We start from the raw sequence: 21,530 nt of genomic DNA, 5'->3' as shown, positions 1-21,530 counted from the left end.
AAAAATGACGACACACCAACCCGACTGGCAGGCATACCTGGCGCAAATGGAAACTGTACTCGGCGTGACGCTGGATGACGCCCGCCGCGCCGAGCTGCAGCTGCAGTTCAGCCGCATAGCCACCATGGCCGCCCCGCTGATGGCGCTGCCGCTCGACGACCGTCTGGAGATTGCAGGAGTGTATAAAGCATGACGCTACACGAGATGAGTATCAGCGCGATCCAGCAGGCGCTAAGCGCTGGGGAGCTGAGCGCTCGCGAGATCGCCCGACAGACGCTGGAGGGGATTGCGCGCGTTAACCCGCAGATCGGCGCCTGGACCGCCGTGACGGAAGCACGCATGCTCGCCGAGGCCGACAATATCGATACCCTGCGACGGGAAAAGCGCCCCCTGCCGCCGCTGGCGGGCGTGCCCTACGCGGTAAAAAATCTGTTCGACGTTGCCGGTCACACCACCCTCGCCGGAGCCGAATTGTTCAGCCAGCGCCCTGCCGCCGCCGCTGACAGTTTTGCGGTGCGCCAGCTGCGTAGCGCGGGCGGGCTGCTGACCGGGATGGTCAATATGGACGCCTACGCCTACGGTTTTACCACCGAGAACAGCCACTACGGCACGACGCGTAACCCGCACGACCTGACGCGCATTGCGGGCGGGTCGTCCGGCGGTTCAGCCGCCGCGGTGGCCGCCGGGCTGGTGCACTTTTCGCTCGGCACAGACACCAACGGCTCGATTCGCGTTCCGGCCTCCCTGTGCGGTATCTATGGCCTGAAGCCCACCTTTGGCCGCCTGTCGCGATCCGGCAGCCATCCGTTTGTCGCGAGCCTGGATCATATCGGCCCCTTCGCCCGCCGCGTGTGCGACCTGGCGTCCGTGTATGATGCGCTGCAGGGACGGGATACCAGCGACGGTTTTCAGGCCGAGTGCTCCCGGGAACAGACGCGCCCCCTGCTCGATCGCGGGCTTGATGGCCTGCGCTGCGCGGTGCTCGGCGGCTATTTCACCACCTGGTGCGACGCAGACGCCAGAGCCGCCGTGGCGCGGGTGGCGAAGGCGCTCGACGTGCAGGATGAGCTGCAGTTCCCTGACGCCGAGCTGGCGCGTTCCGCTGCGTTTATCATCAGCGCCTCCGAAGGGGGAAATCAATACCTGCCCGCGCTTCGCCATGAACCGGCGCGTTTTGAGCCGCACTCTCGCGAACGGCTGCTGGCCGGGGCGATGATCCCCTCAGCCTGGTATATTCAGGCCCAGCGGTTTCGCGCTCACGCCCGGCAGGCGTTCAAAACCCTGTTCGCGCAGGCCGACGTGCTGATCGCCCCGGCCACTCCGCGCAGCGCCACGCTGGCGGGTGAGCAGACCATGGAGATTAACGGCCAGCCGCTGCCCATTCGCGCCAGCATGGGGATGCTGACCCAGCCAATTTCGTTTTTGGGCCTGCCCGTGACCACCGTTCCCCTGCGCACCGCGCAGGGTGCGCCCATCGGCCTGCAGCTGATTGCCGCGCCGTTTAACGAGCAGGCCTGCCTGCGCGTCGCGCGGGTTCTGGAAGAGAACGGTATCACCGATGCCCGCCCGGCGGAGATAGCAGCATGATGAATCACGATGACATTAACCTCCCGTGGGTGGTTGCCGAGGTGACCGCTGCGTTTTACCGGTATGAGGACGCGCTGGTGAGCAACAACGTTGCGGTGCTGGACGAGCTGTTCTGGCACGACAAAAGCACGGTGCGTCTCGGAGCGGGTGAAAACCTGTACGGGATTGATGAAATCCGCGCCTTTCGGGCGGCGCGCCCGTCCGCCGGATTGCAGCGGACGCTGCGCCACACAGTGATTACCACCTTCGGGGAGGATTATGCCGTGTGCAGCACCGAGTTTACCCGCGCGGGGACGGAACGCATTGGCCGCCAGCAGCAGACGTGGGTACGGTTTGCCTACGGGTGGCGGATCGTGGCGGCGCAGGTGAGTTTGATGTCGTAGTCGTAGGCCGGGTAAGGCGCAGCCGCCACCCGGCTAAAGACGGCTCAGTTATTTCTGAAACGGATGCACCTCCCGCCAGTGGTCGGCAATCTGCTGGCGGGTACAGACCCATACCCGCTCGTGCTGCTGCACATAATCCAGGAACTTCTGCAGCGCGCGAAAACGCCCCGGTCTCCCCAGCAGGCGACAGTGCATGCCGATGGACATCATCTTCGGCGCGCTTTCTCCCTCTTCGTACAGCACGTCAAAACTGTCCTTCAGGTAGGTATAGAACTGCTCGGCCGTGTTAAACCCCTGCGCGGTCGCGAAGCGCATGTCGTTCGCATCCAGCGTATACGGCACAATCAGGTGCGGCTTGCGGGTGCCGTCGCTGCAGGCTACTTCCGTCCAGAAGGGCAAATCGTCGCCGTAGTAGTCGCTGTCGTAGTCAAAACCACCGTGCTCCACCACCAGCTGGCGCGTGTTGGGGCTGTCTCGTCCGGTGTACCAGCCCGCTGGCGGCTTGCCGAACAGGTCGGTCAGAACGTGCACCGCCTTATGCAGGTGTTCGCGCTCCTGACTGATGTCCATGTTTTGATAATGGATCCAGCGCCAGCCGTGGCTGACCACGTCGTAATCTGCGGCTTTGATCGCCTCAACGATCTCCGGGTGACGCGCCAGCGCCATCGCCACGCCAAAGACCGTCAGCGGCAGGCCGCGCTTTTGAAATTCACTGTGGATCCGCCAGAACCCGGCGCGGCTGCCGTATTCGTAGAGGGAGTCCATCGACATGTGCTTATCCGGGTAGCTGGCCGCGCCGATAATGTCCGACAGGAACTGCTCGGATCCGGCATCGCCGTGCAGAACGTGGTTTTCCGCCCCTTCCTCATAGTTGAGCACAAACTGCACGGCAACGCGCGCCTGATTCGGCCACCGCGCGTGCGGCGGGTTGCCCGCGTAGCCGCGCAGATCCCGCGGATAATCCTGTTCAAAAAGCCCCATTGCTACCCCCAAAAATTAAAATGGATTCAATGCCTGAAAATGCCCGCTTAACGGTTTTTTCTCCGGGAACGCCAGATCCCCGTGCTTGCTGGTCGACAGCCCCAGCGCCACCAGCGACTCCACCATCTTCACCGCCGCGCTGACGCCGTCGATCACCGGCACGCGCAGCTCGCGGGTCAGCTCCTGCGCCAGCGTCGCCATGCCGCCGCAGCCCAGCACGATGGCGCCACAGCCATCCTCTTTCAGCGCCTGTATACAACGCGCGCGCACTTTCTCCTGCGCCAGACCGCTGCCATCCTCCAGCGCGAGCACCGGAAGGTCGATGGCGTGCAGCGCCGCGCAATGGTCCTGAAAGCCATACTGGTGCAACAGATGACGGGCAATAATCAGCGTGCGCGGCAGCGTGGTAACCACCGAAAAACGCGTCGCCACCAGCGTCGCCATGTGCATCGCGGCTTCGGCAATGCCGATAACCGGCCCCTGGGCCAGCTCGCGCGCCGCCAGCAGGCCCGGATCGCCAAAGCAGGCAATCACGTGACCCGACACGCCCTGTTCCCTGCCTTTTTTGATCTGTTCCAGGACACCGACGGCGGCGATGGCCTCATCAAAGTGGCCTTCTATAGACGGCACGCCCGCGCTCGGGCAGACCGCGAGGATCTCCGTCCCCGGCGCCGCCACCGCGCGCGCCGCCGCGCCGATGGTTTCCGTCATGGCGAGGCTGGTGTTGGGGTTGATCACTTGTATACAGACAGACATTACGACTCCTTGTGGCCGGCAAACAGCCGGGCAAAATCAGGCAGGCACTCGCCCGCCCGCTCGAAGCAGAGGCTGGCGACGATATGTTCAAAATGGTGCATGAGGGCATCGCTTAATGGCTCAAGCGCCTTCTGGCGCAGCAGATCCACAAGCTGTTCGTGATCGTTGCAGCGGCAGCCCTGACGCCACGGCGCGCCCCAGGTGGCAATCACCAGCGAAGAACGCTGGCTCAGGCTGGTCACCATCTCAGTGAGCACCTGGTTGCCGGAGATGGCCTGCAGCTGAATGTGGAAATTGGCGGAGTGGCGAATCGCCGCCGGGCCGTCATAGGCCTCGTGCGCCTGCTGCTCCTGGCGAATAATGGTCTCCAGCGCGGCAAGGTGCGGCGGCTGGCAGTGCGCCAGCACGTCCGGAAGGTTAGCGACCTCCAGCAGCGCGCGGGTGCGAAAGATGTGTCGCGCCTCTTCCACCGTCGGGCTGGCGACGTGTGCACCACGCTTGGGCGTCAGGGTGACCATTTGCACGGCGGCGAGTCGTTGAAGCACCTTGCGGATGCCCGTGCGGCTTACGCCAAACACCTCGGCCAGCGCCTCTTCCGGCAATTTGCTCCCCGGCAGCAGCTGATGTTCGACAATCGCGGTCATCAGCGCCTGAAAGATCGATTCGTCTTTGTCATGCAGGTCTGGCGCGGTCTGCAGGGCGTTTATGTTGTTCATTCACCACTCCGTCTTTTACTCTTCGCTATCGAATCGTATACATAAAAATAAAATATTGCATACAAGATTTATTATTTTGGCCTGGATCCTGCAACACCGTTTGCACTCCCGCTTAACGGGTTTTCATTCACAGGAGCAGGTTTCATGCCAAACAGTCAAAACGCACAGCAAGGTACGGCCGCTGATTCCGGTGCGGTTTACAGCCCACGTCTTTGCAATGAGGATCTGGCACCGACGCGTGACCAGAACTGGAGCTGGTACAACATCTTTTCGTTCTGGATGTCGGACGTTCACAGCATGGGGGGTTATGTTGTCGCCGCGAGCTTCTTTACGCTCGGGCTGGCAAGCTGGCAGGTGCTGCTCTGCCTGCTGGTGGGGATTTGCATCGTGCAGCTGTGCGCCAACCTGGTGGCCAAACCAAGCCAGATGGCGGGCGTGCCCTATGCGGTGATCAGCCGTCAGGCGTTCGGCGTCTTCGGAGCCAATATTCCGGCGGTGATCCGCGGGCTGATTGCCTTCGCGTGGTACGGCATCCAGACCTATCTTGCCGCCAACGCCCTGATGCTGGTGGCGCTGAAGTTCTGGCCATCGCTCTCTTCGCTCACCGCCGGCGCGTTCCTGGGCCTGTCTCATCTGGGCTGGATCTGCTTCGCTATTATGTGGGTCCTGCAGGCGATGGTCTTCTGGCACGGCATGAGCGCCATCAAGCGCTTTATTGATATCGCCGGTCCGGCGGTCTACGTGGTGATGCTTGCCCTCGCAGGCTGGATTGTATACAAGACCGGTTTTGACGGGATCTCCTTTACCCTCGCCAGCAAATCCCTGAGCGCGGGCGAGCAGACCTGGCAGATGATCACCGCGACCGCGCTGGTGGTCTCCTACTTCTCCGGCCCGCTGCTCAACTTTGGCGACTTCTCCCGCTACGGCAAAAGCATGGGCGAGATCCGCCGCGGCAACCGCTGGGGCCTGCCGTTTAACTTCCTGCTGTTCTCCATCGTCACCGTAGTGATTGTCTCCGGCACCCAGTCGCTGTTTGGCCGCATGATCACTGACCCGATTGAGACCGTCAGCCGCGTGGGCAACGATCTGGCCGTGGCGATTGGCCTGCTGACGATGATCACCGCCACCATCGGGATCAACATCGTGGCAAACTTCGTCTCCCCGGCGTTTGATTTCTCTAACTGCTCGCCGCAGAAAATCAGCTTCCGCACAGGGGGCACGATTGCCGCCGTCGGCTCCATCCTGCTCACCCCGTGGAACCTGTTCAACTCGCCGGAGCTTATCCACTACACCCTGGACGTGCTCGGGGCGTTCATCGGCCCGCTGTTCGGCATTCTGATTGCCGACTTCTATCTGATTAAGCGCGGCAAGGTGTCGGTTGACGATCTGTTCGACGACACGCCAAAGGGTAAATACTGGTACCGCAACGGCTTTAACCCGAAAGCCATTGGCGCGCTGATCCCGTCCGTTGCCGTGGGCCTGGTGATTAGCTTTATCCCGGCCCTGCATGAGGTGGCGAACTTCAGCTGGTTTATCGGCGTCTTCCTCGGCGGCGTGACCTACCGCTGGCTGGCGCGGGAAGATCGTGAGACGGCGGGCGCGACGTCGTTCAGCTCCCGCGTGGCGACGCAAAAAGAGTAACCCCCCTCCTCCGGCCGCAGCGTATCTGCGGCCCTTTCATTCTGGCACCGTTCTTGCTGAGACTTCTCACCCCCCGCTACGCAAACACGAAGGCAGGAACCATGATGGAATACCAGACTGCGATACGCGGTGCATTTTTTGATATTGCCCGGGTCTGCGACAGCGCAGACGCCATTGCTCAACACGCGCGCTACCTTGAGGACGGGCTGCTGTTTATACAGAGCGGAAAAATTCTGGCGCAGATGCCGTGGCAGGAGGGCGAGCAGTATCTTGACCCGCACAAAGGCTATACCGACCTGCGCGGCAGGCTGCTGCTGCCCGGTTTTGTCGACACCCACGTCCATTACCCGCAAACGGAGATGATCGGCGCCTTTGGCGAACAGCTGCTGGAGTGGCTGACCACCTACACCTTCCCGGTGGAGAGCCAGTTTGCCGATGAGGCCTACGCGAAAGAGATCGCCGAATTTTTCATACAGCAACTGGTTAGCAACGGCACCACCACCGCGCTGGTGTTTTGCACGCTGCATCCGGAATCGGTCGAAGCGCTGTTTACCGAGGCCCTGCGCCTCAACATGCGCCTTATCGCCGGAAAGGTGATGATGGACAGACACGCGCCGGACTACCTGAGCGAAGACGCGAAGCAGAGCTACCGGCAGACGCGGGCGCTAATCCAGCGCTGGCACCATCGGGGACGGCTGGGCTATGCCATTACGCCGCGCTTTGCCCCGACGTCATCCCCCGAGCTGCTTGCGGCGGTCAGCCTGCTCAGAGAGGAGTTCCCGGACACCTGGCTGCAGACCCATCTGAGCGAAAACCCCAACGAAGTGGCCTGGGTAAGCGACCTCTGGCCGGAGCACGAGCGCTATCTGGACGTGTATCACCACTACGGCCTGACCGGCGAGCGCAGCGTGTTTGCCCACGCGATCCATCTGCACCACAGCGAGTGGCAGTGCCTGCATGACACCGGCTCGGCGGTGGCGTTTTGCCCCACCTCTAACCTGTTTCTCGGCAGCGGGCTGTTTCGCCTCCCCGCCTGTTGGCAGCACAGGGTGCGGATGGGCATCGGCACCGACATTGGGGCGGGCACGACCTTCAGCATGCTGCGCACGCTGGGGGAAGCCTACAAGGTCGGCCAGCTTCAAAGCTACCGCCTGCGCGCCAGCGAGGCGTTTTACCACGCCACGCTGGGCGGCGCGCACGCCCTCCGGCTGGACGATAAGATTGGCAACTTCACACCCGGCAAAGAGGCTGATTTTGTGGTCATCGATCCCGACGTGACGCCGCTGCAGCGCCTGCGCAATCGCCGCTGTCAGGATATCTACGAGCAGCTTTTTGTGCTGATGACCCTCGGAGACGAGCGCAACATCAGCGAGACCTGGGTCAACGGCGAGCGGGTGTGGTCAACTGCCCCGGTAGGTTGACCATCCGCCGGGGGCAATCACAAACGGCAGATGGAAATGCTCGTCTGCCGTTTCTCCCGTCACAAAATCAATTTGCGCACTGGGATAGAGCGTGTCGCGACCGGTTTCGCTAAACCACGCCCCGATCTCCGCCACCAGCCGATAGCGACCTGCGGGCAGAGAGGGAACGAACGCGGCAATGCGCCCCTGGACGTTGGTCACGCCCGTGGCCAGCGTGCTCCCGTCCTGTTGCAGATGAACCGTTACGCCCTCCGCGGGCTTGCCCGTTGAGATATCGAGAATATGGGTGCTGAGTGTGCTCATTCGCTAATAACTCCTTCCAGCCGAAGCAGCGTAATTTCCCGCAGCTGTTCCAGCGCGGCACGGACTTCCTGCGCGTCGCTGTTCTCCAGCCGCGCGTGCAGGGCCCGCAATATCTCCTCGCCGCTGCGGCCCTTCGCGCGGATCAGAAACACGCGTCCGAAGCGGGCCTCATAGCGGGCGTTGCCCTCGCGCAGCGCCTGGGCAAGGGCGCCATCGCGATCGTTCACAGCGCCCTGCTCCTGACGCGACAGCGCCGCCTCCGCCGCTGAACCCGCGGGCTTTTCCCCGATGCGCGGATGGGCGCTCAGGGCCTGCGCCAGCTCCGCTTCGTCCCAGTTTTGCGTCAGCGCGTTTGCCGTACTGAGTAATTCGTCCCGGCTGGCGTATGGCCGCCCCAGAGCCAGCGCGTCGGCCCAGCCGGGTATCGCCACGCAGGGCAGAAGCAGCGTAAGAGCATCTTTCTCAGGAAGCTGATTGAAGTCGTGCAGTGCGATCATAGTGTCTCCTTTATTATCCTTCTCCAGGCTATTGCACAAACCACGCCACCCTGAACGCGGGCGTGAAACAGTCGATTCCGTATAGCTCAACTGGAAATTTTTGATTCATAAAAAGGCACGTTCACCGCGTTTACGCACCTTAGCAGTGCAAACGTCTCCCTTACAACGCCGTTTTCGCCATGCTGCAGCCTGGTACGCAAATTGCTGAATGTCTTTACACCCTGCAAAAGGAGAGAAGCATGAAAGCAATCGTGATTGGCGCGGGCATTGGTGGCCTGAGCGCTGCCGTGGCGCTGAAGAAAGCGGGCATCGACTGTACCGTGTTTGAAGCCGTAAAGGAGATCAGGCCCGTCGGGGCGGCCATCTCCATCTGGCCTAACGGCGTGAAATGCATGCAGCACCTCGGCATGGGCGACATCATCGAGACCTATGGCGGGCCGATGCGTTTTATGGCCTACAAGGATTTCCGACGCGGCGATACCCTGACCCGCTTTAGCCTTGCCCCGCTGGTTGAGCGTACCGGCGGGCGTCCCTGCCCCGTCTCGCGCGCTGAACTCCAGCGCGAAATGCTGGACTTCTGGGGGCGCGACAGGGTGCAGTTCGGCAAGCGCGTGGAACACGTCCATGAAGACGAAGCGGGCGTGAACGTCACCTTCACCGATGGCACCACGGCAACTGGCGATTTTCTGATTGCCGCCGACGGCAGCCACTCGGCGGTTCGCCCGTACGTGCTGGGATACACGCCGGAGCGCCGATACGCCGGGTACGTAAACTGGAACGGGCTGGTGAAGATTGACGAAGAGATCGCCCCGGCGCACCAGTGGACCACGTTCGTTGGCGAAGGCAAACGCGTGTCGCTGATGCCCGTCTCCGGCGGACGCTTCTACTTCTTTTTTGACGTGCCGCTGCCCGCAGGCCTGGCGGAAGATCGCACCACCCTGCGCGCCGATCTCACTGGCTACTTCCGCGGCTGGGCGCCGCCGGTGCAGAAGCTTATCGCGGCGCTGGATCCTGAAACGACCAACCGCATCGAAATCCACGATATCGAGCCGTTCGACAGCCTGGTGCGCGGCAACGTCGCGCTGCTCGGCGATGCCGCGCACAGCACCACGCCGGATATCGGCCAGGGCGGCTGCGCGGCTATGGAAGATGCCGTAGTGCTGGGGGAATGCCTGCGTGAAAACCATAATATTACGCTGGCGCTGCGGCAGTACGAGGCGCTGCGCTGCGACCGGGTGCGCGACCTGGTGCTGAAGGCGCGTAAGCGCTGCGACGTCACCCACGGGAAAGACATGGCGCTGACGCAGGCCTGGTATCAGGAGCTTAGCGAAGAGACCGGAGAGCGCATCATCAACGGTCTGTGCGAGACCATTCAGGGCGGCCCGTTAGGCTGAACGCAAGAGGGATAATGATGAAAAGAGAACCAACTCCACCCGCCCACTGTACGTTTGAGCCAGAGGACTGGCTGCGTCTGGCGAAATGCTGGCATCCGGTCGCGCGCGCCTGCGACGTCGGTCCGGCGCCGGTCAAAGCGACGCTGCTGGATGAACAGCTGGTGATTTACCGGATAAACGACCAGGTTGTGGTCGCCCGTGACGTTTGCCCGCACCGCGGCGTGCCGCTGACGCTCGGCTTTCACGATGAGCTCGGGATTATCTGCCCCTATCATGGTTTACGCTTTGGGGAGGACGGGCGCTGCAACCGTATTCCCTCCAGCCCCGACCAGCCCGTTCCGGCGAAGCTGAACCTGATTAACTACGCCGTGGAAGAGCGGTACGGGCTGATCTGGACCTGCCTGGCCTTTGATCCGGATAACCCCGCGCCGCTGCCCGCCATGCCGCACTGGGATGACGACGGATTTCAGCAGATTAACTGCCCGGCGTTTGAGGTAAACGGCTTTGCCGGACGTCAGGTAGAGGGTTTTCTGGACGTGGCGCACTTTGCGTGGATCCACACCGAAACCTTTGCCGACCCCAATAATCAGCTTGTACCTGCCTATCAGCCGCAGGAGACGCCGTTCGGCTTCGTGGCGGATTACTGGAGCTCCGTGAGCAACTATCCCGCCAGTTCGGACGTGCAGGCACCAGAAGGGTTCCAGTGGCTGCGCCATTTTGAAATGCACCTGCCGTTTACCGCTACCCTGACAATTCATTTTCCGGGTGAATCGCGGCTGGTGATCATGAACGCCGCGTCGCCCGTGTCGTCGCGCGTGACCCGCATGTTCGCCCCTATCGCCCGCAACTTTGACCTGCATATTCCGGTGGAGGATGTGCATGCCTTTAACCTGCGCATTTTTGAAGAGGATCGCCTGATGGTCGAAACCCAGCGCCCGGAAAGCCTGCCGCTGGATCTGACGCTGGAAGCCCATATTCCCGCAGATAAAAGCTCAATTGCCTACCGTCGGGGGCTGAAGAAGATGGGCTTTGGCGAATTTTTCCTGGTATGACGGAGGCCGATATGCTGAGCGTAATTGTTGACGGGCTGTGGCGTGAGGGCGACAAAAGCCTCGCCGTCAGGCTGGTGGCTGAAAACGGCGAAGCGCTGCCGGCGTGGCAGGCCGGCGCGCACGTTGATGTCCACCTGCCCTGCGGCGTGGTGCGCCAGTATTCACTGACCGGAGCATGTGGGGACGAGAGCTATCTTATTTGCGTGGGGCGTGAAACCGCCTCGCGCGGCGGGTCGCGCTACGTTCACGAGACGCTGCGTCCCGGGCAGAAGCTGATAATATCGGCCCCGCGCAACCTGTTTCCGCTTCAGCAGGCAGAGCGGGTTTTGCTGCTGGCGGCGGGCATTGGCATTACGCCGCTGTATGCGATGGCCCTGCAGCTGAAGGCAACCGGAACGCCATTCACGCTGCACTACTACGTCAGAAACCGCGAAAGCGCGGCGTTTACGCGTGAACTCTCCCGGTTCGACGAGTGCCTCATTCATACCGCCAGCCCGCGCATAACGCTGGCAGAGCATCTCCCCGCGCCCGAGGCGGGGCTTCACGCCTGGATATGCGGACCGGCAGGATTTATGGAAAAAGTGTGTGAGGTCGCCACTGCAAAGGGATGGGATGACGCCCACCTTCACAGCGAGGCGTTTCAACCCGTTGCGCCCGCCGCAGGCGGTGAAACCGGGGAGATCTTCACGGTCAAACTGGCCTCCACCGGTGAGCGCTGGCCGGTGCCTGCGGATAAGACCATCGCCCAGGTATTACAGGAAAACGGGGTAGACATTCCGCTGTCATGCGAAATGGGGATCTGCGGCGCGTGCCTGACGCCGGTGATTGACGGCGTGGTGGATCACCGGGATAGCGTGCAGTCGGAGGCGGAAAAAAGCGCGACGAACCAGCAGGTGGCGCTGTGCTGTTCGCGAAGCCATTCCGGGGAGCTGGTGATTGGGCTGTAAAACGAAAAAACCCTGCGATATTGCTATCGCAGGGTTTTCGAATTTGGCGGAAGCGTAGAGATTCGAACTCTAGAACCCTTTCGGGTCGCCGGTTTTCAAGACCGGTGCCTTCAACCGCTCGGCCACGCTTCCAAAGTGAGGCGCACTATAAACATCTATTAGCGCCTTGTAAAGCAGGAATTTTTCTATTTTTCCCCACAGGCGTTTGACTGCGCAAAAAGTCACCCAAACGCTGACTTCACATCACTCTCCGCGACCTTGTACATACCGTAACATAGCAACGCTCATCGTTTTAAAACGCTCTGGTATAGAATGCCACAAAAATAAACGGTCATTTGTTGTGTAATTGTTATAAATCTGAGTAGCCACAGATTTAGAAATTACTGCCATGCAGTGTTACTGGTTGATGATGAAAATCAAAAATTCGCTTTGCTTACATATCCTGATGGCGACGCTGGCCATTTTGTTTCTCTGTGTTCACCCGCTGGTGACGAGTTTCGATCCACCGCTCACTTTCCAGCCGCTGATTAAATCAATGGCGGGTACGCCTAAAGAACAGGCGGAAAAAATTGCCACTATTTCTCATGCCTTAGAAGGGAATGCTATTTTCTTCATTGGCGCGTCTGAGGTTGCCACCTCAGAAGATGAACATTACGCTGTATATAATTACTTTAATAAGCAATTACACAAACCCATCGTGGCGTATGGCGATGCGTTTGTCGATGATGAAACGCAATTTTTACTATTCTCACGCTTTAAAAATAGCCTTAACGCAAACAGTAAAGTTGTTTTGCTGCTGGCGCCTGACAGCTTTTACTCAAAAGGGCTGCCACCGGCTATTTATGCCGATAATTTCCCCGGCTCTATTTTTAATCCACTGATGAAGGATCCGCAGGCGCGCCCGCTGCTGGTTAATTATTTAAAGCATATTGATAGTAAAGAAATAAGCCATTTAACCTTTGGCCAAATGCGCGTCTTTGGCTGGCATCCCGATCTGATCTGGGACGAGCTGAGCTTCCAGTTTGCGAACGTCTGTACCATGATAAAAAACGACTGGCTGTCGCTGCTCAACATTAGGCCCCAGACGGTTCAGACCTGGCCGCCGCAGCCAGCCACCCACATTATCCCTGACTGGGATAAAGAGCTGGCGAATGCCCGCGAGTTAAATAAAAAACGCCAGCAGAGCGCGGCCACCCTGTGGATGGACAAAACGATTTACGAAGAGGACGGTACGCGGCAACAGTGGGACGACACGCCGGTCGTGCCTGCGCAAATCACCGCTTTCAGTAAAACCGTCCAGCTGCTGAAAGAACATCACGTGCAGGTGATTGCTATCGTCGACCCGGTTAACCCCTGGGCGCTTTACAACACCGATACCTTCCGCCCGGTTGATAAGCAAATTAAAACCATTCTGGAAAAGAACCAGATCCCCTATTTAGATATGTACGCCATGCCTTATCAGAATGGCTGGAACTGGGATCGTTTGCACCCTTCCGAACTGGCCTGGGTTCCTATGATTCGCTTTATTGCACAGAGTTTTAAATGATGAAAATTGCGATCCGTCTTTTTTTCCTTTATCTCCTGCTGGCGATTACCGTCGTCGCGTGGACCTCTGTCGATGACAGCATGAGTATGCAGCTGCATTTTGAATATCAAAAATTCTGAGGCCGAATGATGTATAGCTCAGGAATGTTTTTTGTTTATTTGTTTTCATCCGCGCTGGCGTTTGCGCTGGTCAATCGCGTATTACGCCATCGCCTGACTTATTTATCGGCCTTATCCGTCCTGGCCGCATTAGGCTGGGGCTATATTTTTCAGGGTGATTACCGTGTTCCCGCGGTCGTTTTTTTTAGTTTTTACCTTGTCGCCGCGTTAAAAGAAAAAGGATGGTTAAAAACCTGGCAGGCGATTGTGTTAACGCTGCTTCCTTTATTTTTGGTGAAACTGCACGTTAATCACCATCTCGGCATGATCGGCCTCTCTTTTATGACGTTCCGCGCGGTGGACGTGCTGCTCTATCGCAGTAAAAAAGAAGGGCAGAATTTCCTGCACTATTACTGCTATCTGTTTATGCCCTTTATTATTCTGGCGGGCCCAATGTACCGCTGGCGGACATGGATGAGCGACGTCAGCAAGCCCGTCTTTGCCCTTACTCGCGAACAGTTTTTAGTGGCGCTGGAGCAAATCATTACCGGCATTATCCAGAAGTTCCTGTTTGCGATGCTGGTTGACTCACTTGTCGTGCAGCCCTGGAGCCATAAGCCGTTTACGCTGACCGTGGGCGTGGTGATGTCGATTGCCTATAGCGCCTATCTGTACTTTGATTTTGCGGGCTACAGCAATATGGCCATCGGCGCAGGCCGCCTGTTTGGACTCAACATTCCGGCAAACTTCAATATGCCGCTTCTGGCAAAGAACCCGCAGGATTTCTGGCGCCGCTTCCACATCAGCCTGTCTGAATGGCTGCGCGATGTGGTCTTTATGCCCGTTTATATGAACCTGATGAAGTTCAACTTTTTCCGTCAGAACAAAACGCTGGCGCAAAATATCGGTATTTTTTGCACCCTGTTCTGCATGGGGGCATGGAATGGCCTGGAACGCCATTACGTCATCAGCGGCGCGCTGTTTGGCGCGATTTCCGTCACTCATAACATGCTGCTGTGGTTAGCCAAACGCAGCCCGGCATTGCACCGGGGCTTGCAGTATCCGGCCGTTGCATTTTTGGGACGCATTCTGACGCTGGGAAGCGCCGCGGGCTCCCTTTACATCTTTAGTGGAATGTCACCTCTATGAAAAATCACTCCGATCTTCAGGAAATGCACGATTTCTTGCGTGCGGCATTATGCGATCCCGCCTCCCCGCAGCAGCTGGCCATCAGCGGCAGCGACGAAGCCTTAAGCTGGCTGCAGCTTTCCGCGGCCGTGACGGACTGGGCGCAGCGCTATCAGCGTTGCCAGCCTGTTGCCGGTACGCCGGTCGTCTTGTACGGACACCAGCAGGCCGAGTTCGCCGTGGCGATTTATAGCTGCCTGCTGCACAACATTCCGTACATTCCGGTGGACTGCATTTACCCGCAGGAGCGCCTGCGGGAGATCTGCCATCTGGCCAGCGCCCCTTACTATTACGACGTCGCGACCCGGCAGTTTATCGCCACCGGTGAACCGGGCAAGGTGCTGGAGGAGCAGGATTTGGCCTATATCATGTTTACCTCAGGCAGCACCGGCAAGCCTAAAGGGGTGCAGATTGGGCGTGAAAGCGTATGGCACTTCATGAAATGGGTCAGCCAGGACTTTTCGCTGCCGGAAAAACCGGTGCTGATGAACCACGCGGTGTTCAGTTTTGACCTCTCCCTGATCCCTTTGCTGGCGAATCTGGCGATGGGTGGACACATCGTGCTGAACGCCAAAGAAGACATTCAAAAAGAGAACTGGCTGGAGCGACTGAAAAGCAACGCCGTCTCCGCCTGGGTTTCGACCCCCTCTTTTGCTTACCAGCAGCTGCTTTCCCCGCAGTTTAACAGCGAGTATTTACCTGAACTCAACGTCTTTATCTTCATTGGTGAAGTGTTGAATAAAGCGCTGGTTAAACAGCTTCGCCGCCGCTTCCCGCAGGCAAAAATCATTAACTCCTATGGTCCAACGGAAGCGACCATCGCGACCACCGTGGTTGAAATCACGGATGAGATCCTGAACAGCGACAGCGCCGTGCTGCCGGTGGGGGTCATGATGCCTGAGAGCAGAATGGAAATTTCCGCTGAAGGCGAGCTGATTATCTGGGGTAAAAACGTCATGCGCGGCTACCTGGGCCTACCGCAGGAGAACGCAGAAAAATTACTCCGTCGGGAAAATGAAGCATTTCGCGGCTACCGGACCGGCGATCTGGGCTATGAAGCGGGACTTATCTACTGCCAGGGCCGCAACGATAGCCAGGTCAAACTGAATGGCTACCGTATTGAAATTAACGAGATTGAAAACCGCCTGCTGGCCATGTCCGGCATCAACGAAGCGGTGGTTCTGCCGCTGATGAAATCCTGCGGCAGCGTGCTGCGCATTGCAGCGTTCTGCGTGACCGATATGGCGCCGGACACCATCAAAACGTCGCTTTCTAAGGTGGTTCCGCACTATATGGTGCCTTCACAAATTATCGTAAAAGACGCTTTGCCGCTGAATCCCAACGGCAAAATTGACCGCAAGCTGCTGGACGCTTACGCCCGAACAAATTAATGACTCCAGGAAAAATTATGGAACAAGAAATTCTCGCCCTGTTCGAAAAAGTGTTATCCCGTAAGGTGGGCTTTCACGATGAACTGATTGAATCCGACATTCTCGACTCCATCCTGGCGGTCGATATGGTGCTGGAAGTGCAGGACGTTTACGGCTGTATGATCCCGCCAACTGACGTAGCGACGGTGCTGAAAACCCCGGCTGACCTGGCCCGCTATATTGAAGAAAACCGCTAAACGCCCCTGTAGTTAATGCTGCCCTGAAGGCTCTGGAGGATCTCCCCAGAGCCTTTTTCCGTTCCCCCCTCCCGCCTGAAAGCAAAACGCTGCCTTTCACAGGAATGAAACCCACTGCTTTTACTATTTCACCTACACTTTAGGGGTACTGTCGGTACGGGAAATAGAAAAAAGCCAACTTAATTAAGGCATTAATGATTCGCTCTCCACCCGGGTTGCGATCGTTTTGCCTTTAACAGAGGAGTCTGCAGTATGGCATTCGTAACCACGAAAGACGGCGTCAACATTTACTACAAAGACTGGGGCCCCAAAGAGGCCCAGCCCATTGTCTTCCACCACGGTTGGCCGTTGAGTGCCGATGACTGGGATAACCAGATGCTCTTCTTCCTTGCTGAAGGCTATCGCGTTATCGCTATCGATCGCCGCGGTCACGGGCGTTCGGACCAGGTGAGTGAAGGACACGATATGGATCATTATGCGGCCGATGCGTCAGCCGTGGTTGAAAGCCTGGATCTGCGTAATGCCGTGCACGTCGGTCACTCCACCGGCGGCGGCCAGGTCGCCCGCTATGTTGCCCGGTACGGCCAACCGCAGGGGCGCGTTGCCAAAGCGGTGCTCGTCAGCTCTGTTCCGCCTCTCATGGTCAAAACGGAGACTAACCCCGGCGGAACGCCGATCGAGGTTTTCGATGGCTTCCGCAAAGCGCTGGCGGCTAACCGCGCCCAGTTTTACCTCGACGTCGCCAGCGGTCCTTTCTATGGTTTTAACCGTGAGGGAGCCGAGATTTCACAGGGTACGATTCAGAACTGGTGGCGTCAGGGCATGATCGGCAGCGCCAAGGCCCACTATGAGGGGATTAAGGCGTTTTCTGAAACCGATCAGACGGAAGATTTAAAAACCATCACGGTTCCCGTTCTGGTGATGCAGGGCGACGACGATCAGGTCGTGCCGTATAAGAATGCCGCCCTGCTGCAGGACAAGCTGCTGGCGAACAGCGTACTGAAAATTTATCCGGGCTTCCCGCACGGGATGCATACCACCCATGCGGATACTATCAACGCGGACATTCTGGCTTTCATTCGCTCATAACGCTGCGTTTCTTGCCGGGTGGTGCTGCGCTTACCCGGCCTACATTCCGCCACAATATTCAGTTTAATGCATGAACGCCACCCGAGGGTGGCGTTGTCTATTCCGCTTAGCGATTATCCAGCTGGGCGCGAACGTTGTTCAGCCCGGTGGTGTTGATGCGGTAAGGCTGCCCGTTCACGGATCGGATCAGCTTTTTGGAGCGGAGTTTTTTGAAGACGTTCAGCGTGCAGTCGCTCAGCACCAGCCCTTCACGGGTGTAGCACTCAACGGACGTGACGCGGCCGGAACTGTCGCGGACGTGCACAATACGCCCACCTTTGGCGAGAACGTGTAAGGTACGTTGTTCCTGACGGGATAAATTCATACTGGAAAACCTGTGTAATCATCATGCGTAAAAACGAGCCCACACCCGCAGGTGCGTGCGTAAGGTTTAAGCGCAGCGATAACCAGTCCGTCCTGAAAAGGTCGGGAAACTGATTATCTGATGAAAACATTCTCCAGCATCAAAGCCTCGATGAGAGATGAAAAGGTATTTACGGGGTGAATAATAGCGCCTGATTTTTGCGGGGAAATAACGGGGTCTTGAAAGTGTGAGGCGGATCGGTCAATCCAAAACAAAAACCCCAGGTTCACGAGTAACCTGGGGTTTATATCTGGCGGAAGCGCAGAGATTCGAACTCTGGAACCCTTTCGGGTCGCCGGTTTTCAAGACCGGTGCCTTCAACCGCTCGGCCACACTTCCTAAGTGAGGCGAACTATAAACACCTCACCGCGTGCTGTAAAGAGTGGCTGCACTCGTTCGCTGTAAAAATAGTCAAAACGTGTTTAATCGGTTGAACTGACGACACATCGACGATTTTATCAGCACAGTCTCCCGCGCTCAGGCTTAGTGTTTTTTGATGTACATATCTTTGGTGTAATAGTACCCCAGCTTATCCGGCGTAAACCCACCCACCCACGGTTTCACCAGGTGCGTGCGAACGTAGTGATAAACCGGAATGGCCGGCACATCACGACCCAGAAGATCTTCCGCCTGCTGGTAGAACTTACCCCGCTCTTCCGTTGTTTTGGCTTTTGCGGCATTCACCAGCGCCTGGTCGTATTCCGGATTGCTGTACTGGCTGGTGTTTTCGCTGTCGCCGGTGCGGAAGGTGTTCAGGAAGGTCGCCGCATCGTCGTAATCGGCAATCCACGCGTACCGCACCGCGTCAAAGTTGTGGGTGTGCATGGTATCCAGCATGGTTTTCCACTCCTGATTTTGCAGCTTCGCCTCCACGCCGAGGTTCTTTTTCCACATGGAACTGGCCGCAATCGCGATACGCTGGTGCGATTCAGAGGTGTTATAGAGCAGGTTGAAGCTCAGAGGGTGGCTTTCGTTGTACCCGGCCTCGTTGAGCAGTTTTTTCGCCTCAGCGATGCGCTTGTCCTGCGGCCAGCTGGCGTAGTCCGGGTTCTGAAGCTTAACGCCGCCGATATCCGGCTGGCTGATGAGCCACGCCGGGCGCTGCCCCTGCCCTAACACTTTCCCGGCAATGATGTCTTTATCGAGCGCCATGTTCAGCGCCTTGCGCACCCGGCCGTCGTTGAACGGCGGTCGGGTGGTATTGAATTCGTAGTAATAGGTCGCCAGCTGCGGAGAGACATCCAGCTGGCTGCCCAGAGTCTTCTTAAGCTGGGCAAACTGGTTGATCGGCACCGTGTACACGATATCAATTTCACCCGCTTTATAGCGGTTCACATCCGCGGCTTCGGAGGTGATAGGCAGATACGTCACCTTGTTGATCACGGTATGAGCATTATCCCAGTAGCGCGGGTTGCGCTCCGCCACAATGCGTTCGTTGACCACCCACTGTGAAAGCTTATACGCCCCACTGGTGACGATATGTTCAGGCTTGGTCCACTTGTCGCCAAAGCGGCCAATCAGCACTTTATCCACAGGCACCAGTGACGGGTGCGCCAGCATTGCCAGGAATGCCGCATTAGGCTGAGTCAATGTCACTTCCAGCGTGGTGTCGTTAATGGCTTTCACGCCCAGCGTATCGGGGGCTTTTTTCCCCTGAGCGATATCCGCACCATTTACGATGTGCATGTTGCCTGGATAGCTGGCATACGGTGAAGCGGTTTTAGGATCAACCAGACGCTGCCAGCTCCAGACCACATCTTCCGCGGTGATGGCAGTTCCGTCGCTCCAGGTGATGCCCGGGCGCAGATGGAACGTCCAGACGGTGTTGTCCTTGTTCTCCCATTTTTCCGCCAGTCGGGGCTGAACTTCACCCGACGGGGAAACGCTGACCAGCCCGTCGAATAAATCACTGATAATATTGAATTCGACGTCGCTTTCGACTTTATGCGGGTCGAGCGAAGCGGGCTCATTACCGTTGTTCCTGACCAGTTCCTGCTTATCGGCCAGCTGCGTTCCTGCCGGCACGTTAGCCGCCCAGGTAGCCGTGCTGGCGCACAGGATCCCTGCGGTAAGTAAAGAGAGCGTAAAGCGCGTGCGTGTTTGTGGTTTCATTTCCTTCGCCTTATTGTCTGTTTTTGTGACGATCCGGAAATAACTCTTAGCGGCCTTATGGTAATAACGCAATAATTTTCAGTAACCTATAAGAGGTTGATCTGATTAATCGCGTCAAACCGCTGTTCATACTGGTGAAATGTATTTATGCAGAAGAAACAACCAGCTCCAGCGCTAACCTGCTGAGTAAAGATGGGTAAAACCACTTTGAGACTGGCGCCCCGTTTCCTATTCTTTCCGTTAATTACATCTGTCATAAGAGAGTGACTCATGGATCGTATAATTACTTCCTCACGCGACCGCACATCGCTACTCAGCACCCACAAGGTGCTGCGCAATACCTATTTCATGCTCAGCCTTACGCTGGCGTTTTCGGCGATCACCGCCACCGCCAGCACCGTGCTGATGCTGCCGTCTCCGGGGCTGATCCTGACGCTGGTGGGTATGTATGGTCTGATGTTCCTGACCTACAAAACCGCTGACAAACCGGTCGGTATTCTGTCGGCCTTTGCCTTCACCGGCTTCCTGGGCTACATCCTGGGACCGATGCTGAACGCGTATCTGTCTGCCGGTATGGGCGACCTTATCGGCATGGCGCTGGGCGGTACCGCGCTGGTATTCTTCTGCTGCTCGGCCTACGTGCTGACCACCCGTAAGGACATGTCCTTCCTCGGCGGTATGCTGATGGCGGGTGTTGTTGTGGTGCTGGTGGGCATGGTGGCTAACATCTTCCTGCAGCTGCCTGCCCTGCACCTGGCGATCAGCGCCGTGTTTATTCTGATTTCTTCCGGCGCGATCCTGTTTGAAACCAGCAACATCATTCGCGGCGGTGAGACGAACTATATCCGCGCCACCGTCAGCCTTTACGTGTCGCTGTACAACATCTTCGTCAGCCTGTTGAGCATCCTGGGCTTCGCCAGCCGCGATTAAGCACAACGGATATTAAAAAGGAGAATGCCTCTGGCATTCTCCTTTTTTTATGCCCTACTCACCCCGGCAAATATAGGTGGGGTAACGCCGGTCCTGAATCAGCCACACGGATGGCGAGAGTTCAGAGATCGTGAGGTAATAACGTGCGGTAGGACTGGCAAAGCTCCCCCACTGTGCGTCAGGCGTATTGTCATTGTGCCGACGCCAGGTTTCGGTGTAGCTCAATACAATGACCTTATCGTCGTCCCGCTGCTGCCAGGTAAAGTCCACGTCCCTGTCAACGATCATATTTTGCCCGTCAGCCCTTGCCGCGCCTTTATAGGTAGTTACCCCTGTACCATCCCGGTGAAAATAGAACTGAGCAAGGGTATTGACCTTTACTTCGCTGGCTTTTCCCTCATTGCGCGTGAAGTTAAATTCAGTGCTGCAGGCCAGCACATCCTTTTTAAACACACAGCCGGAATAGTAAAATAGCGCCAGGGCACTGCCGACCAATGCGCCACCCAGCCCAAAAAGAAGTTTTATTTTCATTTTTGTGCCCCACTTTTATAACGGATGGTTTTGCACAGGCTGGATTTACTGACCGGGCAAGCGCCAATGAACACCTCATCTGCAGTGGCAATAGAAAAACGGGCGCTGAAATAATAAATGTCGTATTCCTCACGTTCGCACGCCACGTTATTGGCCGTCAGCCGCTCCGCTAATTTCGATAACACCAGCGGTCTTCCGTGATCGTTGATAATCCAGATGGGCTTTGTTGAATAAATCAGATTTCGGGTAAGTCTCCCCCGTAGCGGGTTGTGTTTTCAGGTAATACGCACGCTTTCAGGCATACCTGCTTTCGTCATTTTGTTCAGCG

23 protein-coding genes, 2 tRNA genes and 1 pseudogene are annotated in these 21,530 nt (G+C 57.6%); 15 read left to right on the top strand and 11 right to left on the bottom strand.

Annotated elements, in window-relative coordinates; genetic code table 11:
• Window positions 1-4: 4 nt before the first annotated feature.
• Genes hpxX through hpxZ form a run of 3 tightly spaced genes read left to right on the top strand, consistent with a single transcriptional unit; the run spans window position 5 to window position 1,970 of the window.
• Window positions 5-193, top strand: a complete 189-nt coding sequence (gene hpxX, locus ACWYRJ_RS08270; RefSeq protein WP_045334723.1) for an oxalurate catabolism protein HpxX — start codon at window positions 5-7, stop codon at window positions 191-193.
• Window positions 190-1,587 (top strand): AtzE family amidohydrolase, encoded by a 1,398-nt coding sequence (locus ACWYRJ_RS08265; RefSeq protein ID WP_149366302.1) that lies wholly within the window; start codon window positions 190-192, stop codon window positions 1,585-1,587. The genes hpxX and ACWYRJ_RS08265 overlap by 4 nt, the downstream gene beginning before the upstream one ends.
• A complete protein-coding gene (hpxZ, locus tag ACWYRJ_RS08260; protein WP_149366301.1) occupies window positions 1,584-1,970 on the top strand; it encodes an oxalurate catabolism protein HpxZ in 387 nt (128 codons plus the stop codon). Before ACWYRJ_RS08265 ends, hpxZ begins: the two co-directional genes overlap by 4 nt.
• A gap of 48 nt (window positions 1,971-2,018) precedes the next feature.
• Here the strand turns inward: hpxZ and puuE are convergent, their stop codons facing one another.
• From puuE to ACWYRJ_RS08245, 3 genes and pseudogenes are all read right to left on the bottom strand, one after another.
• Window positions 2,019-2,918, bottom strand: a complete 900-nt coding sequence (gene puuE / locus ACWYRJ_RS08255; RefSeq protein WP_455507725.1) for an allantoinase PuuE — start codon at window positions 2,916-2,918, stop codon at window positions 2,019-2,021.
• Window positions 2,836-3,707, bottom strand: a pseudogene (gene hpxA / locus ACWYRJ_RS08250) (allantoin racemase). The gene puuE and the pseudogene hpxA overlap by 83 nt, the downstream one beginning before the upstream one ends.
• Complete coding sequence (locus ACWYRJ_RS08245; protein ID WP_111964516.1) at window positions 3,707-4,423, bottom strand: GntR family transcriptional regulator; 717 nt, start codon at window positions 4,421-4,423, stop codon at window positions 3,707-3,709. The pseudogene hpxA and the gene ACWYRJ_RS08245 overlap by 1 nt, the downstream one beginning before the upstream one ends.
• 144 nt (window positions 4,424-4,567) lie before the next feature.
• On the opposite strand from ACWYRJ_RS08245, the gene ACWYRJ_RS08240 reads away from it, so the two are divergent.
• A complete protein-coding gene (locus ACWYRJ_RS08240; RefSeq protein WP_455507714.1) occupies window positions 4,568-6,064 on the top strand; it encodes an NCS1 family nucleobase:cation symporter-1 in 1,497 nt (498 codons plus the stop codon).
• A 101-nt stretch (window positions 6,065-6,165) separates the two neighbouring features.
• Window positions 6,166-7,485 (top strand): guanine deaminase, encoded by a 1,320-nt coding sequence (guaD, locus tag ACWYRJ_RS08235; RefSeq protein WP_455507713.1) that lies wholly within the window; start codon window positions 6,166-6,168, stop codon window positions 7,483-7,485.
• Here guaD and uraH read toward each other — a convergent pair.
• Complete coding sequence (gene uraH, locus ACWYRJ_RS08230) at window positions 7,465-7,788, bottom strand: hydroxyisourate hydrolase (protein WP_455507712.1); 324 nt, start codon at window positions 7,786-7,788, stop codon at window positions 7,465-7,467. The two genes, guaD and uraH, sit on opposite strands and share 21 nt — an antisense overlap.
• Entirely contained in the window at window positions 7,785-8,285 is a 501-nt protein-coding gene (gene uraD / locus ACWYRJ_RS08225; RefSeq protein ID WP_455507711.1) for a 2-oxo-4-hydroxy-4-carboxy-5-ureidoimidazoline decarboxylase, read from the bottom strand. The genes uraH and uraD overlap by 4 nt, the downstream gene beginning before the upstream one ends.
• 239 nt (window positions 8,286-8,524) lie before the next feature.
• On the opposite strand from uraD, the gene hpxO reads away from it, so the two are divergent.
• From hpxO to ACWYRJ_RS08210, 3 genes are read left to right on the top strand one after another with little or no spacing between them, the layout of a single operon-like run.
• Window positions 8,525-9,679 (top strand): FAD-dependent urate hydroxylase HpxO, encoded by a 1,155-nt coding sequence (gene hpxO / locus ACWYRJ_RS08220; protein ID WP_455507710.1) that lies wholly within the window; start codon window positions 8,525-8,527, stop codon window positions 9,677-9,679.
• A 14-nt stretch (window positions 9,680-9,693) separates the two neighbouring features.
• Entirely contained in the window at window positions 9,694-10,731 is a 1,038-nt protein-coding gene (hpxD, locus tag ACWYRJ_RS08215) for a molybdenum cofactor-independent xanthine hydroxylase subunit HpxD (protein ID WP_181574024.1), read from the top strand.
• 11 nt (window positions 10,732-10,742) lie between these two features.
• Window positions 10,743-11,678 carry a PDR/VanB family oxidoreductase gene (locus ACWYRJ_RS08210; RefSeq protein WP_455507709.1) on the top strand — a complete coding sequence of 312 codons (936 nt, stop codon included), beginning with the start codon at window positions 10,743-10,745 and terminating at the stop codon, window positions 11,676-11,678.
• A 44-nt stretch (window positions 11,679-11,722) separates the two neighbouring features.
• Here ACWYRJ_RS08210 and ACWYRJ_RS08205 read toward each other — a convergent pair.
• Window positions 11,723-11,810: transfer RNA gene (locus ACWYRJ_RS08205), tRNA-Ser, on the bottom strand.
• A gap of 277 nt (window positions 11,811-12,087) precedes the next feature.
• On the opposite strand from ACWYRJ_RS08205, the gene ACWYRJ_RS08200 reads away from it, so the two are divergent.
• The 6 genes from ACWYRJ_RS08200 to ACWYRJ_RS08175 all read left to right on the top strand — a co-directional run bounded on the left by ACWYRJ_RS08200 (window position 12,088) and on the right by ACWYRJ_RS08175 (window position 17,226).
• A complete protein-coding gene (locus tag ACWYRJ_RS08200) occupies window positions 12,088-13,224 on the top strand; it encodes a D-alanyl-lipoteichoic acid biosynthesis protein DltD (RefSeq protein WP_455507724.1) in 1,137 nt (378 codons plus the stop codon).
• On the top strand, window positions 13,221-13,343 hold the full coding sequence (locus tag ACWYRJ_RS08195) for a hypothetical protein (RefSeq protein ID WP_256371422.1): 123 nt from the start codon (window positions 13,221-13,223) through the stop codon (window positions 13,341-13,343). Before ACWYRJ_RS08200 ends, ACWYRJ_RS08195 begins: the two co-directional genes overlap by 4 nt.
• Window positions 13,344-13,352: 9 nt before the next feature.
• Window positions 13,353-14,471, top strand: a complete 1,119-nt coding sequence (locus ACWYRJ_RS08190; RefSeq protein ID WP_455507723.1) for an MBOAT family O-acyltransferase — start codon at window positions 13,353-13,355, stop codon at window positions 14,469-14,471.
• The gene (locus ACWYRJ_RS08185) at window positions 14,468-15,901 is read left to right on the top strand and encodes an AMP-binding protein (RefSeq protein ID WP_223581795.1); all 1,434 of its coding nucleotides are present in this window, start codon (window positions 14,468-14,470) and stop codon (window positions 15,899-15,901) included. Before ACWYRJ_RS08190 ends, ACWYRJ_RS08185 begins: the two co-directional genes overlap by 4 nt.
• A 17-nt stretch (window positions 15,902-15,918) precedes the next feature.
• Window positions 15,919-16,137 (top strand): acyl carrier protein, encoded by a 219-nt coding sequence (locus ACWYRJ_RS08180; RefSeq protein ID WP_008499867.1) that lies wholly within the window; start codon window positions 15,919-15,921, stop codon window positions 16,135-16,137.
• 252 nt (window positions 16,138-16,389) lie between these two features.
• A complete protein-coding gene (locus tag ACWYRJ_RS08175) occupies window positions 16,390-17,226 on the top strand; it encodes an alpha/beta fold hydrolase (RefSeq protein ID WP_111964524.1) in 837 nt (278 codons plus the stop codon).
• A 106-nt stretch (window positions 17,227-17,332) separates the two neighbouring features.
• Here ACWYRJ_RS08175 and ACWYRJ_RS08170 read toward each other — a convergent pair whose 3' ends face one another.
• From ACWYRJ_RS08170 to ACWYRJ_RS08160, 3 genes are all read right to left on the bottom strand, one after another.
• Window positions 17,333-17,590 carry a YjhX family toxin gene (locus ACWYRJ_RS08170; protein ID WP_115874665.1) on the bottom strand — a complete coding sequence of 86 codons (258 nt, stop codon included), beginning with the start codon at window positions 17,588-17,590 and terminating at the stop codon, window positions 17,333-17,335.
• 290 nt (window positions 17,591-17,880) lie between these two features.
• Window positions 17,881-17,968 (bottom strand) — tRNA-Ser (locus ACWYRJ_RS08165).
• A gap of 144 nt (window positions 17,969-18,112) precedes the next feature.
• Entirely contained in the window at window positions 18,113-19,741 is a 1,629-nt protein-coding gene (locus ACWYRJ_RS08160) for an ABC transporter substrate-binding protein (protein ID WP_455507708.1), read from the bottom strand.
• A 270-nt stretch (window positions 19,742-20,011) separates the two neighbouring features.
• Between ACWYRJ_RS08160 and yccA the strand changes: the two genes are divergently transcribed.
• Window positions 20,012-20,671, top strand: a complete 660-nt coding sequence (yccA, locus tag ACWYRJ_RS08155) for an FtsH protease modulator YccA (RefSeq protein ID WP_023335168.1) — start codon at window positions 20,012-20,014, stop codon at window positions 20,669-20,671.
• 54 nt (window positions 20,672-20,725) lie between these two features.
• On the opposite strand, the gene ACWYRJ_RS08150 is transcribed toward yccA, so the two are convergent.
• Together ACWYRJ_RS08150 and ACWYRJ_RS08145 are read right to left on the bottom strand one after the other, a co-directional pair.
• A complete protein-coding gene (locus ACWYRJ_RS08150) occupies window positions 20,726-21,202 on the bottom strand; it encodes a hypothetical protein (RefSeq protein WP_455507707.1) in 477 nt (158 codons plus the stop codon).
• A complete protein-coding gene (locus ACWYRJ_RS08145) occupies window positions 21,199-21,387 on the bottom strand; it encodes a hypothetical protein (protein ID WP_455507706.1) in 189 nt (62 codons plus the stop codon). The genes ACWYRJ_RS08150 and ACWYRJ_RS08145 overlap by 4 nt, the downstream gene beginning before the upstream one ends.
• Between the last annotated feature and the right edge of the window lie 143 nt (window positions 21,388-21,530).

Source organism: Enterobacter sp., from assembly GCF_977039595.1.
The sequence above is the reverse complement of the archived record's forward strand: the minus strand, read 5'-3'. Positions and strand labels throughout refer to the sequence as shown.

Excerpts from the sequence above, each read along its gene's own strand:
- hpxX (WP_045334723.1), top strand. The coding sequence starts at position 5 with ATGACGACACACCAACCCGACTGGCAGGCATACCTGGCGCAAATGGAA.
- ACWYRJ_RS08265 (WP_149366302.1), top strand. The coding sequence starts at position 190 with ATGACGCTACACGAGATGAGTATCAGCGCGATCCAGCAGGCGCTAAGC.
- hpxZ (WP_149366301.1), top strand. The coding sequence starts at position 1,584 with ATGATGAATCACGATGACATTAACCTCCCGTGGGTGGTTGCCGAGGTG.
- ACWYRJ_RS08245 (WP_111964516.1), bottom strand. The coding sequence starts at position 4,423 with ATGAACAACATAAACGCCCTGCAGACCGCGCCAGACCTGCATGACAAA.
- ACWYRJ_RS08240 (WP_455507714.1), top strand. The coding sequence starts at position 4,568 with ATGCCAAACAGTCAAAACGCACAGCAAGGTACGGCCGCTGATTCCGGT.
- guaD (WP_455507713.1), top strand. The coding sequence starts at position 6,166 with ATGATGGAATACCAGACTGCGATACGCGGTGCATTTTTTGATATTGCC.
- uraH (WP_455507712.1), bottom strand. The coding sequence starts at position 7,788 with ATGAGCACACTCAGCACCCATATTCTCGATATCTCAACGGGCAAGCCC.
- uraD (WP_455507711.1), bottom strand. The coding sequence starts at position 8,285 with ATGATCGCACTGCACGACTTCAATCAGCTTCCTGAGAAAGATGCTCTT.
- hpxO (WP_455507710.1), top strand. The coding sequence starts at position 8,525 with ATGAAAGCAATCGTGATTGGCGCGGGCATTGGTGGCCTGAGCGCTGCC.
- hpxD (WP_181574024.1), top strand. The coding sequence starts at position 9,694 with ATGATGAAAAGAGAACCAACTCCACCCGCCCACTGTACGTTTGAGCCA.
- ACWYRJ_RS08210 (WP_455507709.1), top strand. The coding sequence starts at position 10,743 with ATGCTGAGCGTAATTGTTGACGGGCTGTGGCGTGAGGGCGACAAAAGC.
- ACWYRJ_RS08200 (WP_455507724.1), top strand. The coding sequence starts at position 12,088 with ATGAAAATCAAAAATTCGCTTTGCTTACATATCCTGATGGCGACGCTG.
- ACWYRJ_RS08195 (WP_256371422.1), top strand. The coding sequence starts at position 13,221 with ATGATGAAAATTGCGATCCGTCTTTTTTTCCTTTATCTCCTGCTGGCG.
- ACWYRJ_RS08190 (WP_455507723.1), top strand. The coding sequence starts at position 13,353 with ATGTATAGCTCAGGAATGTTTTTTGTTTATTTGTTTTCATCCGCGCTG.
- ACWYRJ_RS08185 (WP_223581795.1), top strand. The coding sequence starts at position 14,468 with ATGAAAAATCACTCCGATCTTCAGGAAATGCACGATTTCTTGCGTGCG.
- ACWYRJ_RS08180 (WP_008499867.1), top strand. The coding sequence starts at position 15,919 with ATGGAACAAGAAATTCTCGCCCTGTTCGAAAAAGTGTTATCCCGTAAG.
- ACWYRJ_RS08175 (WP_111964524.1), top strand. The coding sequence starts at position 16,390 with ATGGCATTCGTAACCACGAAAGACGGCGTCAACATTTACTACAAAGAC.
- ACWYRJ_RS08170 (WP_115874665.1), bottom strand. The coding sequence starts at position 17,590 with ATGAATTTATCCCGTCAGGAACAACGTACCTTACACGTTCTCGCCAAA.
- ACWYRJ_RS08160 (WP_455507708.1), bottom strand. The coding sequence starts at position 19,741 with ATGAAACCACAAACACGCACGCGCTTTACGCTCTCTTTACTTACCGCA.
- yccA (WP_023335168.1), top strand. The coding sequence starts at position 20,012 with ATGGATCGTATAATTACTTCCTCACGCGACCGCACATCGCTACTCAGC.
- ACWYRJ_RS08150 (WP_455507707.1), bottom strand. The coding sequence starts at position 21,202 with ATGAAAATAAAACTTCTTTTTGGGCTGGGTGGCGCATTGGTCGGCAGT.